This is a genomic window from Spirosoma sordidisoli (assembly GCF_004138325.1).
Lineage (GTDB): Bacteria > Bacteroidota > Bacteroidia > Cytophagales > Spirosomataceae > Spirosoma > Spirosoma sordidisoli.
Genome location: NZ_SBLB01000012.1, coordinates 35203 through 49176, shown reverse-complemented (window position 1 = coordinate 49176; position 13974 = coordinate 35203). Strand labels below are relative to the sequence as shown.

Here is a 13974-nt window from a genome sequence, read left to right as displayed (position 1 = left end):
GATTAGGTCAGTAAGGCAATGAAATAGAGTAGAAAAAACAGGCCAATCAGTCCTAAAAGGATATTTCGTAACTGAAAGCTGATCCGGTGCTGCGCCTGATTGAGCCAGTTAGCCAATTGTTGTTCACGAGCCGTTAGCCAACTGCCGAGGAACGTACCCAGCCGGAACGCTGGGTGCTGTTCGTTTGTCAGCTTATCGGTATCGGTAACCGTCGAGATACGGGAGCGAAAGCGAAGCATCTTATTTGCTGTATTCCTGCGTAACGCGGGATGAGAGAATATGAAAATCCCGCATCAACAGTCCATTGGGCGAGTTGTCCGAACGATTCACGTCGACCAGGGTGGTTTCCGTGACTAGGTTGCGGTGGACGATGGCCGTTGCCCGTTCCTGTACTAGCCGGGCGTAGGTGACTGCTTGGTAGGGGTAGTGCCGCAGGTCGGCCACGACTGAGTCGATCTGCACCCGTTGCGTGACGTTACCCTGCACCATGTCGCGGTAGAAATTTTGCTCCGACAGGTTGTTGTACAGCCTCTTGGCCGATTCGTCGCAGAGAAACATCGCCCGCCGAATGTTTTCGTCGATGGATTTTGGGTCGGGCGACACGGTGAAGAATAACTCGTGAAAACGACCGACGTGATGCCGCAGTTCTGCCGGGCGGTTGTCCGTTACATTGCCGCACGTTACCTGAATGGCTTCGCCCCGGTTTACGAGGTAAATACGCTTGCTGAACTCATTGCTGTATTTGAAAGCCAATACCACCGCCGTAAGCGAGATAATCAGGCTGAAGCCAAACGCTGCCACCAGCAGCCAGCGGCCCCGCTGAAAGTCTTTTTCCAGTTGCAAAAGCTGTTTCATCGGGTACGTTGGTAAGGGTTACTCACTACTGATTTGACTAACAGCGGATTACTTCGCTGGTCATAGATAGAAATAGCCGCTCCTTTGTCATGAAAGACGAAGGTGTTTCGCGTAGCCTGCCGATACCGACCAAAGCTCCAGACAATGCAGGTCAGTACGGTCAACGCACAAAAGGTCATACCGCTGACGGTTAGCCACACAAGTTGTTTATGGCTGTTTAACAAGTGGTTATGATGATAATTAATCGAGTTCATGACGTGAAAAGCAATAGATCAGAGTCGTAAAGGCAATAGATTAGAGTTGATTTTTCTTATTGGGAAAAGTCTTTCGGTACGCCCCGCGCGTAGCTCCTTCGGCAGCAGCGACGGCCCCCGCTCCGCTACCAATGACAGCCCCGACAATCCCCCCGGCTACCCCCTTTACGCCCCGGCTTAGGACGTTGCCACCCGACGAGGCCCCGGCCCGTGCACCCCGTGCCGCCCCGCCTGCCACATGAGCAGCCATCGTGAAGGGTGCTTTCGCCACCCCACCGGCTACATTGCCGCCTAATCGGGCTACGTTGGTGATACCTCCGCCAACCCGTGCCGCCACCGAATGCCCAGCGGCTTTGAGTGGTTTGGTAACTGGTGATGCTAACGTACCTGCCCCCGACCGGGCCATGCGCGTGGCTCCCTGTACCATTGCCCCCACACCCCCAACTGTTACGAGCATATTGGTCATCGATGGCACCTGGCAATAGCCAATCAGGCACATGACCAGAATACCGATAAAGGCCAATCCCATGTATTCGGGTGTATGGGCTTCGGCCCCGCCTGCGTTGCCCAGCACAATCGTCTTGGGGTCGTAGTAGCTGAGGTATTTGAGCGTGACCTTGAAGGCGATGGACGAGTACACAGCCGCGACCGCAGGCAGTAGCGTGTAGTTGATGTACTTGCCAAACCACTCGGCAATGTTGCCCGTCATGCCGGGGAACACGGCCAACGCAATGGCAATCGGCGCACCCATCCGCAGTACCAGGCGGTACGTAAACGAGAGCAGAAACAGGATGCACTCGGCCAGTTGCATTAGAGCCAACAGAACGTCCTGCGTGTAGGAGAGCAGTTCGTATTTGAACTTCTCGGAGTATTCGGCAAAGCTTAGTTTGAGGCTGGAGCCGAACGCATCAGGGTCAAAGTTGGGGTCAACCTGCCGGAACAATTCGGGGTGCTCACCAATCTCCTGCCACTTGGCATCGACTGTTTGTTGGAGCAGCTTGGTCTGTTCGGCAATCTTCTCGTACAACGTACCGTTCTGCCGCTCGACCGCCGTGCGGATGCTTTCCCCCAGCTTGTCGATGCCGTTGCAAATGCGGGGTGACAGGCCGATCAACACCATCAGCATGAATGGACGCAGGTACGGGAAAAAGTTAATCGTGCCGTTCTGCATCACGTCGGGAATCAGCCGGGAGAAGATGTACACCAATGCCCCGATGCCGGCAACGGCCCGAACCTTCGACTCGATCAGGGCGGTGATGTCCATCGTGGAGGCCGTCATGTCGGCGTAGAGGCCCAGCAAGGTTTTGTAAGCGTCGAAAAGCATAAGATGTAAGCGGATTGGTACGTATTACGGTTCTGTATCAGACGTTTAGCCTCCACTACTGCTCATCTTCTCCTGGCATTCACGCTGAATAGCTGACCGCTTTTCGGTGGCAATCTGTCGGCCCCGGATGCGGACCAAGATGCCAAACTCTTCGTCCGAAATAATATGGCCGTCGTAGGGGTCCACGTACCCGTTGGGCTTGCCCTTTTTCTCCGGGTCGAAGTAAGGCGGGTAGATGAACTTCATCTCGGCGTATGCCTGTTGCTCCCCCTGCAAATCGGCAATCTGTAGCCGGTCCTGACATTCCTGCATCAGGGCGGTTTTCCGGTCGATTTCGGCCTGCTTTTCCCGTTGTTGCCGGGCAATGGTTTCTTCGTCGAGGGCCGACTTCGTGCGGTCGGTGTAATCATCGTCGTAGCCTTTTTCGCCCAGCATGAATTGCACCTCCTGGTAGCTACCGGTTTTGTTCAGCGTTGGCTCGGCAATGGCGTATAGGCGACTGGTCATCATCCAGTCTTTTTGCGAACGTACCCGGCGCAACGACATAGCCCGCACTTTGTAGTAATAGTTGTTGACCAGCCCCTGAAACTTCTTCGCACTCTCGTAGGCCCGGAAAATCCACTCGATCCGGCCCTGATCGTTTATCTCGAAGAGGTTCTGCGACGTACCCTGCCGCATATCTTTCAGGATGTCGTTGGCGTGAGTGCCCATCGCGCTCAGATCGTCGGCGATGAGCGAATATTCCGCTGGGTAAATGTGGCCGTCTTTGCTGATGACCGTCGAGATACTTTGCAGCGTGCGCGTGGTCTGCTGCACGGTCTGAATCAACTGCTGCCCCCGGTGATAGCTCTGCACAGCTCCCTTCACTTTTTTGAGCTTTTCGACGGCATCGACCATCGTTTTGAATGACGGTTTTTGAATCAACTGCATCAGGTTCGATACCGCCGTGTGGATCGGGTCGGAGACCACAAATTGGGCTTGCAGGGTGGAGGTAACCAGCAACAGGCACAGCAGTAGCCAGACCACCCGGAGTAAACGTATGGTTTTCATAAACGAAATGGATTGTGTGATTGGCGTTACGTTTGGCTACTGCCGTTCAGTGCTTTTGGTGGCTGACCGTTTGGGTGAAGCAGCGGTACGCCCGCTGAGTTGACCGGCAAGTAACCCCCGGCCCGTTCGCCCCGCGCCCAGCCCTTCACTGCCGACTCTAATTCATTGCCGTAGTGCGCTTCTGCCAAGTTGTTGATGGCTTCTACTTCCTGCCGTTCGGTTGTGAACGTACCGTAGGCCGTGCGGCTCACCTCCACGCCATACACCTTGCAATAGTCGCCCAGCAACAATGCGAGGTCATTGTAGGGTGGCCGGTTAGGGTCTTTACCTTTATTGATGCTCAGGATGATGTTGGCCTGCTTTTCCGACAGCGACAGGGTTTGCATGACTTCGGCGAACCGCTTTTCGTAGTTGTGCTGATCGAGCAGAAACTTGATCGGCGAGTTATTGATGATCGCGTCTTTCACAATCGCGTTGCCCACCAGATCGTCCACCTCCTGCGTTACTACGCCCAATGATCCCCAGTGTTTTCGCACCGTTTTGGAACACCATTTCAGAAACTGAGCAAAGTTCTCTTTCGCCAGTGCCTTCCAGGCTTCCTCGATGATGAGCATCTTCAACACGCCCTTTACGCTGAACAGCTTCCGCACGTACGTATTCATAATCATGATCGTCGTGATTGGAAACAGCACCGGGTGGTCCTTGATGTTATCCAATTCGTAGATCACGAACGGCAACTCCATCAAATCGATGTTCCGGCGCGAATTGAGCAGATACCCGTACTGATTGTCAGCATGAAAGGGGCGTAGCACGTACAGGAAGTTATTCAGGTTGAATTCCTTCTCCGATCCCATGTTCCGCTCGAAAATAGCGGGGTACGTATCGCGGGTGAACTCATAGAAGCTGTCGAAACAGGGGAATAACTCGTCTCCGGCCTGACGCGCTCGACGCGTGGCCCCGTAGTACTCGTGCACGATGTTGGCCACCGTCACCTCCTCTGCTTTAGACGTTGGCTCCCCGTCTTTTTTCCAAAGGGCCATCAGCAGGTTTGCCAGAGCATCTTTGGTCTCTTCGTCAGGGTCGAGGTCGGCACTGTAGAACGGGTTGAATTCAATCGGGTTATCCGGCTCGTAAGTAATGTAGCGGCCTCCCATCAGCGAGCACAATCGTTTGTAGGACCCCCCCACGTCGACTAAGCTCACGTGTATACCGTGGCTGAGCAGGTAATAAACCATGTTGTTCATCGTGAACGACTTACCCGACCCCGACGGTCCCACAACCATGAAATTCCGGTTGGCGATAATGCCCCGCTGCATCGGCTCGAAGAAGGGGTCTACCATGCAGGGCCGACCAAAGCGGTCGGTTAGCAGCAGGCCATTTTTACAGAAAAAATCGTCGCGATAATTAGTCTCCGTGTTCCAAAGGGCGGTGGCTTCTTCCAGAAAACAGGTGGCCAGATTGTCGGCCCCAATCTCGGCGATGTTCCCCGGTATGCACGACCAAAACAGCGTTTCGGCATTGTGGCTGGCCAGTTTTGGTTTGAAACCTAGTTTGGAAATAGCCGCTGCTGCTTGCGACCGGTACGTATCGGCCACGTCGGGGTCACGGTGAAAAACCAGTACGTTGTAATGCGCCCGCACCACCCGCCGGTTTCGATCTTTGACTTCTTCCATGAACGCGTCCTTCGAGCGGATGCTGACTTCGTTTTCCTTCGACCAGGCCGCGAACGAGTGATGCCGTTTCACTTCCCGCACCAACTGATTCGTCAGTGCATCGCCGTCGTCGATCAACAACACCTGATTATAAATGTGGTTGAAGGGTAGCAACATCCCCAAGGCGGACCCTGTCGAAATGGGGAAGTGACTGCTGTCGGTGGAGAACTGCTCCAGCCGGGCCGAGTTATAGACCTCGTTCGGAAAATCACCCAGTTCCGAAATGGCATAGGTATAGGTCTGCTGACCGGCCACTTTCAGACCATCGGTTAACTCCACGTCATGCAGCGTCGGATCATCGAGCGAAAGCGAGAAGTACCGTTGATACAGCCCCGTTTGTTCGCCATTGTCGAGTAACTCGTCTGGCCCTAATCGCTGAAGTTTGATCTTCCCCGAATCTTGGTAAATGGCCGCAAATTGATTGACCACATCAACAAACTCCGCCCAGGTACGTGAGTCTAATAACTCTTTGGGCACCAGATGCCGTTTCAGCAGTGACGACTGACTGCTTGTCCGTTTAAGCGGGGGCAATGCCGGGCGCGTTACGTACAGATAGCACCGGTGCCGCAGGTAGGGGCGGTCAGCAAAATGCCGCTCGTTTTCCCACGCTACATAATTTGAGGTTCTCAGAAATTCACTACCGAACGGGGGTGTATATACGTCTTCGATAAAGAGGTCTTGTTTATGCACCATATAGCCCGTCGGCAACACCTTAGTCGCCCGGATCAGGATGTCATGCAACGTATCGTACTCCCCGTCGGACACCGCAAAAATCTCAGGGGCCTGCACCTCGAACGCAGCCGTGATATCGGCGTTTTTAGAGACAACACAATGCGTGGTCTCATCAATGCAGAGAATTGGAAACAGATCAGCCAGCGTTTTAGACTTTTTCATCGAACTTTTCGGGTTGTAATTGTCCGAACGGGTAACAGCCGATTAAACGACTGGTACTGACACACGAACGAGGGTTTTAGCTGACGTACCTGTTGTTTAACGGACCCCCAGCGTCCGTAACGGTCGTTGCGGGTGTAGCACCAGGCCAACGTACCACCAGCACCAATGATTAGTAGCAGGATAGCCAGTAGGATGGGCGCGCCCAGTACGTACCCCAGCAACGTAGCGAAGACCGACGCAATCAGCCCACCGGCTGCGTAGTAGAAGTATTGGCCCCGGAGGCCCCGAAATTCGATTTCGTTGTCGGCTCCCCGGTGGATGGGAAAGGATTTCATAGCATAGCGGAAATGATTGTACTCATCAAAAACAGGAAGGCCAGCGAGCCAAACCACTTGAACAGAAAGTCGTAGAGATCGTCGTCACCCCGGCGGAACTTCTGAAACACCCGAATCAATCCGATAATAGCCATTACGATACCCAGCAGCAGAGCCGCCCGGCTACTCTCGACCGCCATCGACTGCGTGTAGGTTTGGGCGAGGTAATCGCTGCCCCCGAACGAAGAGGAAAAGGCCCCGCTCAGAATGAAGCGATCAACCAGAAACACCATGCCCCCGCAGAACGCAATGCCCGTGAGCCATAGCATAACTGGCCCTTCTACCTCTTCACCCCGGTTCCACTGCTGATAGATGCGGAAACCAGCCACGATAGCCCCGAACGCACACAGCCACAACCCAATTGATTTGACCTGCCCGTAAGCCTGAAATTCGTCGTAGAGCAGAATCATCGGGTCAGTCGGGTGTGTTGACGCAGAGAGTCAGATGCTGTGCGGTAGTAGTTCCGAATTGAATCGACGCGGGCATCCATGCCGGGTCGATACGGCGTAGCGGCCACATCGCCGGGCGACGAGTCAGCGATTTCGGATTCATCTTCACTGCCCCGGTAGATGAGCCTGTCTGATCCAAACCGGGCCGCTGTTACGGCAGGCATTCGGTAGCTCACCCAGCCTTGCAGGAACGAGGCAATGATCGCCAAACCGATGACGGCTGAGGCTAATCGCCAGGTTTCCACGGCAAATTCACCCGTTCCGGCCTGTACGCGGGCATAGATACGTAGCCCGCCGATTAAAGCACTGAGGCCGCACACTGCCCAGACAAACTTTAAAAATGTCGGCAACCGACTCAAGATCGGATTCGTAAACTGACCATCAATGCCGACTGAAGCAGCGGGGTTGCCACTCAGGTCAACGTTCTGCGCGGTTGCTGTTAGCGCGACTAACAGGCAGCCCATAATGAGCAAAGTTTTCACCGGGAACATCAGTGGGAGTTGGTTAAGGTGTCTGGAAAAAGACGGCTTCCAGAATGGCTGCGAAAGCCAGCAGGAAGAGCACCGAACCGCCCCAGTTAACCGCCGATTTCTGCACGTCCTGATCGCCCGCCTGCATTTTAGAGTAGATGCGGAACGCCCCGAAGATGCCGACGATAGCGGCTATGACGTACATCACTGTCGTCATGGGCCGGAAGTAATCCTGTAAATCCTTAGTTGTTTGGGTCAGTACCTGTACCCCAGCTCCTATACCTTTGGTTTGGTCGACATTTTGGGCAACTGCCATACCGTTTGTCAGCGCAAGCAGCAACAGCCCCCGCCCGACGGTGTACATTCGTTTCATGAAAAAGTTGGAATAAAGCGTTACGTCTCCGGCCAGATGACAATGCAAAGATGCCGTAAATGTTTAAAATATTAAATATTAATAGGTAAAAAATTGTTGAAATATTCTGGTTAAGCTAGATATATGCTGATAACCAATGAGTTGGTTTATCAATTCATTGACTACATTTTAGAACGTTAAGGTGAACATATAGGCGTTGCTTTTCTGAGTGATTAGGTACCCATATATTTGCTATACGTTTTATCCTCTTTGTTCGCTATGTTTACTATGGTTCAGAAAATCGTACTCGTCTTTCTTATCGGTGTCATTAGTTTTTATTGTCTAATTGGTTGTTCGGGTAGCCAACAGGAAGTGCCTTTATCCCTTGAGCAACAGAACGAGCAATCGAGCAAATCGTCAGTTCGGCTGAGTGGTACGTACACGTGCATCAAGCTTGCCTTAGCGAATGGCTACACAGAGGAGCGCGGACAGCTAAAAGGACAGGTTTATAAAGTAGAAACGGTGGTGAAGGAAGATTCTGTCCGCTTCGTGCTGTCGGGACAGGGTACGGCGGGTACGTATACCGCTCTCGATTTGGGTACCTACGCCGTTAATTATACCGCGACTGGCACGACGAACGGCGGGTATTTTACCATTAAAAAAGACATCCTTACTGATTACAATGCCGTCACGGTAGTCAACAGGACAATTGCCGGAACCAGTGGTGCGCGCCAGGTGACCTATACCTTTCCCATTACGTTATATCAGTTTGTGAATGGCACTCCGCGTAGTGGTCAGATAACAGTGGTTAAAGCCTCAGACATTTTTTCGACCACGCAACAGATTGTCGGCATCTTCACATTTGAACGTACCGTCTCGCTGACAAACTGAATTATTCGTAGTCGGTGTGTACGGGTAAAGCATGAAAACATCATTGATAATCAGTTGGTTAGTTGAATAGTTTTATAGTTAATTAGTTTATAAATAGTTGACTATTTTTTTAGATAGATAAATTTTGCTACTTGCCTAGGCAAAACCTGTAAGCTGACCGCCGACCATGAAGATTATCACTGTGGCTCACCAGAAAGGGGGTGTCGGTAAAACGACACTCGCGCTGAACCTGGCTTTCTATCTAAAAGACATCAAACGCGTAGGTATCGTTGATACCGACTTGCAGGGCAGTGTGCAGGGCCTTGATACGTTGCTGGACGGTATAACGCTGGTGAGCTACGAAGCCTTGCAGGAGGGAACGTACCCGGAACTGGATATTATCATCATTGATACGCCCCCGTACCTAACCAACCGACTAAACGACTTATTTTCTATCTCGGACTTCGTGCTTGTACCCACTAAAGTAAGCTACCTGGACGCAATGGCCCTGAAAGCGACGATGGCTATGCTTCAGCAGAGTCAGCAGGAACGGGCCGATCTGAAAGCGGGAATTGTATTGAATATGGTGAAACCACGCACGTCGATGAATCGGGAAATCAAAGATATCCTCGATGCGTATCCCATACCGACGCTGACTACACGAATTCACGAACGAGTCAGCTATATCCGATCTGTGGTTGCAGGCGGCATTGTGCAGTTAGAGGATACCAAAGCACACGAAGAGATGGCCGATCTGGCCGAAGAAATCATCGACCAACTGTAAACGAACACCAACATGGCAGAGACCCTTGCAGAACGAAAAGCCAGACTGGCCGATAAATTAAAGAATGAGCCGTCACAGACACCCATTCAGGAAGTGAATCCGGTGGCTGAGGTGGACAAGCCTGCAACCAAATCGGCAATCAACAAAGACGATGAATTAGTCCAGTTGAATGTTAAAGTACCCAGGAACATGTCTAAGGCCATAAAGCAGATCGCCCTTGACGATGAAGTCGACATACGCGAGGTTGTGTGGGAGGCTATCTCACAGTATCTGAAGAAACGGAAGCCATTGTAGCGGATTAATGTCGGAACAGGATCGGGCCGAAGTCCCTCGATCATTGCCTATCGGAGCTTTTAAGCGAAAGGCTGACTTACAGTAACGATCCACCTGTATTTACCACACCATGACTTTTCGGGCTACGTTCATTGGCGTTGATAAGCACGCCAGTTCATTCATAAGTGACCTTGCTGGAGCAACAAGAGATGCTACAGCCATGTATTCGCTCTTTGTCGACTCCATGCCTGCTCTTGAGGCCAAACTGTTGATAAACGAGGAGGCCACCACAGCTAATATTCGTCAGGCACTAAACGAAACATTGGTGGCAGCGGAAATGGACGATGTTGCATTGTTCTATTTCGCTGGACATGGTACGGAAGCTCATCAGTTAGTACCACATGATGCCGATGTTGCAGCCATCGACACGTCAACCATTCCAATGGATGAGTTAGCAACCAATCTAGCTGACTCAAAAGCCCGAGTTGTTATTGTTATTCTGGACTGTTGTTTCAGCGGAGGGGCGACCGCCCGCGTGCTTGCCGATCTGCCAGTTCCTCGGAGCAATTTGACGACAGTCGCTGACCTGCAAGGTAAAGGGCGCGTTATCATAGCTGCATCAAAAGATGATCAGCCGGCTTATGAATGGAAAGGACATGGTTTATTCACTCATGCTCTTCTACAAACGTTTATTAACTCTGCCGAGGGAATTAGTATCGGACAGTTGATGGATGATTCGGCTAAACGGGTACGCGCTATAACAGCTCAATACGGGTGGGAACAGACTCCCATCTATTTTAACCTCATCGAAGGAGGGTTAAACTTCCCTCCCTTAGTGCCAGGCCCAACTTTTCTACGGGCGTTTCCCGAGACAAACAACGTAAAGGTAAGTGCGACGATCAGTCAACTAGCTAACTTTGGCTTGTCTCTGCCCTTGCTTGAGCAATGGACCAATCGGTTTCCGAACGGGTTGAATGAGCTACAGTTAGAAGCGGTCAATGAACTACGCATCTTGGATGGTAAATCAGCCGTAATTGTAGCTCCTACCAGTTCCGGCAAGACGTTTGTTGGCGAAATGGCAGCCGCGAAAGCCATTACTCAAGGGCGTAAAGCCGTGTTCCTTTTACCCTACCGAGCCATCGTCGGTGAGAAATTTGATGACTTTTCCGACTTCTATGGCACCCTACTAAACCAACGAGTCATTCGGTGTACAGGCGATTACACCGATGATACCACTTCGTTCATCAAGGGCAAATATGACATAGCCCTGCTTACGTATGAAATGTTCCTCAATCTCTCCGTCGGCGTCCCAGCGTTGCTTAGTAAGATAGGATTGATTGTGTTAGACGAGGCACAATTTATCACTGATACGAACCGGGGTATCACGGTCGAGTTGATTTTAACGAATCTGCTGACGGCAAGGGAGCAAGGCGTTGATTGCCAAATCGTAACGCTATCCGCAGTAATTGGTAGCATTAATTATTTCAATGAATGGCTCGATTGTCAACTTCTATTTACTAAGAAAAGACCCATCCCATTAATTGAGGGCGTACTTGACCGGTCGGGGGTGTTTCAGTATATAGACCCAACCGGTCAGGAACGGGCCGAGCAATTGCTCCCTGCATACCGAATCGTTCGGCGGAAGGATAAACCGGGGAGTCAGGATGTAATTGTGCCATTAGTCATCGATTTGGTAGCTCGTCAGGAACAGATACTGATCTTTAGAAATCAAAAAGGCTCGACGGTAGGCTGTTCTATTTATCTGGCTAACGCCCTGGGTTTGCCGCCTGCTAACGATGCGTTGTCCAAACTGGTTGACTCGGACCCGTCATCGGCCTCTTCCGACTTAAGAAAGGCTTTGGTGGGGGGCACCGCTTTTCACAACTCGGACCTCAACCGTCAGGAACGTACCGTTGTTGAACAGACATTTAGAGCGATTAACAGTCCGGTTCGAGTGTTAGTCGCAACGACGACGGTAGCTGCTGGTATTAACACGCCGGCATCGACGGTCATAATTGTTGAGAACTTCTTTTACGGAGAGACGCGGCAATCTTTTACCGTCGCTGAATATAAGAACATGGCTGGTCGGGCTGGTCGGTTGGGATTGTCCGAGCAGGGTCGCAGCATTATGTTGGCCGAAACTCCTGACGAACGGCAACGCCTATTTAATCGCTATGTCAGAGGACAACCCGAACCAATTCGTTCGTCGTTCGAACCTGAGCAGACCGACACTTGGATACTGCGTCTGCTGTCACAAGTGAAAGAAATTCCTAAGGATCAAATTATTCGGCTTTTGTCGAGGACATACGGTGGTTATCTGGCTGGTCGGCAACGATTGAATTGGCAGGACGAGATACAAACTCGCCTGTCGATTGTGCTATATCAAATGGAAGCCTACGGGTTCATTGAGGAAGAGCTGGGTATGCTTCGATTGAGCTTGTTAGGCAAAGCTTGCGGTCGATCTAACCTTGCCTTTTCAACTGCTTTAAAGTTGGTAATGCTTCTAAAACGTATTTCGGGGGGCCTCACAGCCGAGACGTTGATGGCACATCTACAAGTGCTGGAAGAGGTTGGGGGCTATACGCCTATCGCGAAGAAAGCAACAAAGGAAGGAACTTGGGCTGTCGAAGTTGATAGGCGTTACGGTCGTCCAGTAGTACAAGCCCTTCAGTGGGGTGCCAAAGATGCCCCCGATTATAATGGACGTTGTAAACGAGCGGCCATCTTGTGGGTTTGGATAAACGGGCACCCTATAGCGCAAATAGAAAGCCATTACTCGGTTACACCATATGCCGGCAACATTGGAGCTGGAGACGTTCGGGGTATTGCGGACCGGACACGGCTCTACCTTCGGGCAGCTTACGAGATCGCCAGTATTATGCTGATTCCGATGCCTGATGAGATGGCGCAGGATGTTGACATCTTGCTTAAACAACTGGAAACGGGACTACCCAAAGCTGCTCTTGGTTTATTGTCACTGCCTATCCGTCTTAACCGGGGTGATTACTTACGGCTTTATGAAGCAAATTTGCTTTCAACTGAGGCTGTATTGAAGGCTTCGAGAGAGGCTTTAATACAGTATCTCCGTCCTGACCAAGTGGATCGACTTATCGAACTCACTTCAGAAGAGGTATAAAAATTAAAGCAGATGCTACAAAGGCAGTTAACAACTCTTTCCAACTATCGGGCTTCACAACAATCAGCGATAAACAGCCAGTGCAAATTGATAACACCGCTCTGGCCTGACTGATTTTATCGCCAGCAATAAACTGCTCGTATACCGAGGCTGGTAGTTGCCAAACAACGGTAACCAAACCGAGAAACAACAAGGCAAACAGGCAAAGTTGAAAATATGGAACGTCTTTTTTATTATGAATTTCCTGTTCTGCTTTGGCTTCTTCTTCCGAAACGATGTTACTCAACAATGAAATAATCTCCCCTTTCCCTTCTTGCCAGTATTTATTGTGATTTACATTGAACGTATTCATCACAAACCCTTTATTTTCCGAAGTGAATCCTATTTTGTGAATCTATCTAAAGCATTCATTATCAATGCCGTAGACAGCTTTTATAAAGCTGCGTGTTTCAAGCATTAACTCTTGAACCTCGTATAACAAGCTTACACGTTTTCGCTCATATTGCCCTTCGGCCAACTGTCAATCCACCACTTTACTGTGTGAGAAATCCTCGTCATCAATAATTCGATTGGGCAAGTTTATGGCCCTTTGTAGCAGCTTTTTACTTTTCAATACATTAAATTTCATTGACATAATTTTATTCTTCCTCAATGTCACCTGACCGCTTCTTCGTTGCGGTAAAAAATTCAGAGATTAAACTGTTTTTGAATAACAAACCGATCAGAAGGCTGATTATTGGAGCCAATTTGTCAAATACTCCAAATTGAGTGGAGCCGAGTAAAGCGGCAATCAGAAAAATGAGCATTAGCCCTTTATAAATTTTATCTCTGAAATCGAGCCGCTCAACCGTTTCTAGTTCTTTGTGCTGATACTCCGCCTGTTTCTCAGCAAGGAAACGCTCAGTATTAGCTTAATTTTTGAGGTACGTGTCTAACAGTTCGGACCCCATTTTAAGCAGCTTTTCCTGGCTATCGTTCTGCTGAACGGTAACCTGCTGATTAGCATCATGAAGTTTTTGCATCAATGCCGCATTCTGTCTTTTAAGCTCCTCATTGGTGGCATGGTTCGGTGGATTCTCGTTCATAAGTTTTGAATGATACAGTTGCAAAACTATCAAATTTACCGTCTTCGCACTATTGCCGACAACAGATACCGCACCCCTTCCGAGGGCTTATC

Annotated in this window: 15 protein-coding genes; 4 read left to right on the top strand and 11 right to left on the bottom strand. The window is 50.6% G+C overall.

Annotated elements, in window-relative coordinates; all coding sequences use genetic code 11:
- Positions 1–2 precede the first annotated feature (2 nt).
- The 9 genes from EQG79_RS28065 to EQG79_RS28020 all read right to left on the bottom strand — a co-directional run bounded on the left by EQG79_RS28065 (position 3) and on the right by EQG79_RS28020 (position 7755).
- Entirely contained in the window at positions 3–239 is a 237-nt protein-coding gene (locus EQG79_RS28065; protein WP_129606111.1) for a hypothetical protein, read from the bottom strand.
- A gap of 1 nt (position 240) precedes the next feature.
- Complete coding sequence (gene traK / locus EQG79_RS28060; RefSeq protein ID WP_129606109.1) at positions 241–855, bottom strand: conjugative transposon protein TraK; 615 nt, start codon at positions 853–855, stop codon at positions 241–243.
- A 294-nt stretch (positions 856–1149) separates the two neighbouring features.
- Positions 1150–2433 (bottom strand): conjugal transfer protein, encoded by a 1284-nt coding sequence (locus tag EQG79_RS28050; protein WP_129606107.1) that lies wholly within the window; start codon positions 2431–2433, stop codon positions 1150–1152.
- A gap of 45 nt (positions 2434–2478) precedes the next feature.
- Positions 2479–3483 carry a hypothetical protein gene (locus EQG79_RS28045; RefSeq protein WP_129606105.1) on the bottom strand — a complete coding sequence of 335 codons (1005 nt, stop codon included), beginning with the start codon at positions 3481–3483 and terminating at the stop codon, positions 2479–2481.
- Between the two features lie 26 nt (positions 3484–3509).
- Positions 3510–6089: a TraG family conjugative transposon ATPase gene (locus tag EQG79_RS28040; protein ID WP_129606103.1), complete on the bottom strand. Its 2580-nt coding sequence runs from the start codon at positions 6087–6089 to the stop codon at positions 3510–3512.
- Entirely contained in the window at positions 6086–6424 is a 339-nt protein-coding gene (locus EQG79_RS28035; RefSeq protein ID WP_129606101.1) for a DUF4133 domain-containing protein, read from the bottom strand. Before EQG79_RS28035 ends, EQG79_RS28040 begins: the two co-directional genes overlap by 4 nt.
- Positions 6421–6873, bottom strand: a complete 453-nt coding sequence (locus EQG79_RS28030; protein WP_129606099.1) for a DUF4134 family protein — start codon at positions 6871–6873, stop codon at positions 6421–6423. Before EQG79_RS28030 ends, EQG79_RS28035 begins: the two co-directional genes overlap by 4 nt.
- Complete coding sequence (locus EQG79_RS28025) at positions 6870–7376, bottom strand: DUF4134 family protein (RefSeq protein ID WP_240699480.1); 507 nt, start codon at positions 7374–7376, stop codon at positions 6870–6872. The genes EQG79_RS28030 and EQG79_RS28025 overlap by 4 nt, the downstream gene beginning before the upstream one ends.
- A gap of 40 nt (positions 7377–7416) precedes the next feature.
- Entirely contained in the window at positions 7417–7755 is a 339-nt protein-coding gene (locus tag EQG79_RS28020; protein ID WP_129606095.1) for a DUF4134 domain-containing protein, read from the bottom strand.
- A 351-nt stretch (positions 7756–8106) separates the two neighbouring features.
- Here EQG79_RS28020 and EQG79_RS28015 point away from each other — a divergent pair, with 351 nt between their 5' ends.
- From EQG79_RS28015 to EQG79_RS28000, 4 genes are all read left to right on the top strand, one after another.
- Positions 8107–8625 (top strand): hypothetical protein, encoded by a 519-nt coding sequence (locus EQG79_RS28015; protein ID WP_240699479.1) that lies wholly within the window; start codon positions 8107–8109, stop codon positions 8623–8625.
- Between the two features lie 166 nt (positions 8626–8791).
- Positions 8792–9388: a ParA family protein gene (locus EQG79_RS28010; protein ID WP_129606093.1), complete on the top strand. Its 597-nt coding sequence runs from the start codon at positions 8792–8794 to the stop codon at positions 9386–9388.
- Between the two features lie 12 nt (positions 9389–9400).
- A complete protein-coding gene (locus tag EQG79_RS28005) occupies positions 9401–9682 on the top strand; it encodes a hypothetical protein (protein WP_129606090.1) in 282 nt (93 codons plus the stop codon).
- 109 nt (positions 9683–9791) lie between these two features.
- Positions 9792–12797, top strand: a complete 3006-nt coding sequence (locus EQG79_RS28000; RefSeq protein ID WP_129606088.1) for a DEAD/DEAH box helicase — start codon at positions 9792–9794, stop codon at positions 12795–12797.
- Here EQG79_RS28000 and EQG79_RS27995 read toward each other — a convergent pair.
- Both EQG79_RS27995 and EQG79_RS31135 read right to left on the bottom strand, forming a co-directional pair.
- Positions 12778–13149 carry a hypothetical protein gene (locus tag EQG79_RS27995; protein ID WP_129606086.1) on the bottom strand — a complete coding sequence of 124 codons (372 nt, stop codon included), beginning with the start codon at positions 13147–13149 and terminating at the stop codon, positions 12778–12780. The genes EQG79_RS28000 and EQG79_RS27995 overlap by 20 nt on opposite strands.
- Before the next feature lie 559 nt (positions 13150–13708).
- On the bottom strand, positions 13709–13882 hold the full coding sequence (locus EQG79_RS31135) for a hypothetical protein (protein WP_165358969.1): 174 nt from the start codon (positions 13880–13882) through the stop codon (positions 13709–13711).
- Between the last annotated feature and the right edge of the window lie 92 nt (positions 13883–13974).

What these genes read in the sequence shown, in the direction of transcription:
- EQG79_RS28045 (WP_129606105.1), bottom strand. Translation starts at nt 3,483, where the DNA reads ATGAAAACCATACGTTTACTCCGGGTGGTCTGGCTACTGCTGTGCCTG.
- EQG79_RS28040 (WP_129606103.1), bottom strand. Translation starts at nt 6,089, where the DNA reads ATGAAAAAGTCTAAAACGCTGGCTGATCTGTTTCCAATTCTCTGCATT.
- EQG79_RS28050 (WP_129606107.1), bottom strand. Translation starts at nt 2,433, where the DNA reads ATGCTTTTCGACGCTTACAAAACCTTGCTGGGCCTCTACGCCGACATG.
- EQG79_RS28000 (WP_129606088.1), top strand. Translation starts at nt 9,792, where the DNA reads ATGACTTTTCGGGCTACGTTCATTGGCGTTGATAAGCACGCCAGTTCA.
- EQG79_RS31135 (WP_165358969.1), bottom strand. Translation starts at nt 13,882, where the DNA reads ATGAACGAGAATCCACCGAACCATGCCACCAATGAGGAGCTTAAAAGA.
- EQG79_RS27995 (WP_129606086.1), bottom strand. Translation starts at nt 13,149, where the DNA reads ATGAATACGTTCAATGTAAATCACAATAAATACTGGCAAGAAGGGAAA.
- EQG79_RS28030 (WP_129606099.1), bottom strand. Translation starts at nt 6,873, where the DNA reads ATGATTCTGCTCTACGACGAATTTCAGGCTTACGGGCAGGTCAAATCA.
- EQG79_RS28025 (WP_240699480.1), bottom strand. Translation starts at nt 7,376, where the DNA reads ATGGGCTGCCTGTTAGTCGCGCTAACAGCAACCGCGCAGAACGTTGAC.
- EQG79_RS28065 (WP_129606111.1), bottom strand. Translation starts at nt 239, where the DNA reads ATGCTTCGCTTTCGCTCCCGTATCTCGACGGTTACCGATACCGATAAG.
- EQG79_RS28010 (WP_129606093.1), top strand. Translation starts at nt 8,792, where the DNA reads ATGAAGATTATCACTGTGGCTCACCAGAAAGGGGGTGTCGGTAAAACG.
- EQG79_RS28005 (WP_129606090.1), top strand. Translation starts at nt 9,401, where the DNA reads ATGGCAGAGACCCTTGCAGAACGAAAAGCCAGACTGGCCGATAAATTA.
- EQG79_RS28035 (WP_129606101.1), bottom strand. Translation starts at nt 6,424, where the DNA reads ATGAAATCCTTTCCCATCCACCGGGGAGCCGACAACGAAATCGAATTT.
- EQG79_RS28020 (WP_129606095.1), bottom strand. Translation starts at nt 7,755, where the DNA reads ATGAAACGAATGTACACCGTCGGGCGGGGGCTGTTGCTGCTTGCGCTG.
- traK (WP_129606109.1), bottom strand. Translation starts at nt 855, where the DNA reads ATGAAACAGCTTTTGCAACTGGAAAAAGACTTTCAGCGGGGCCGCTGG.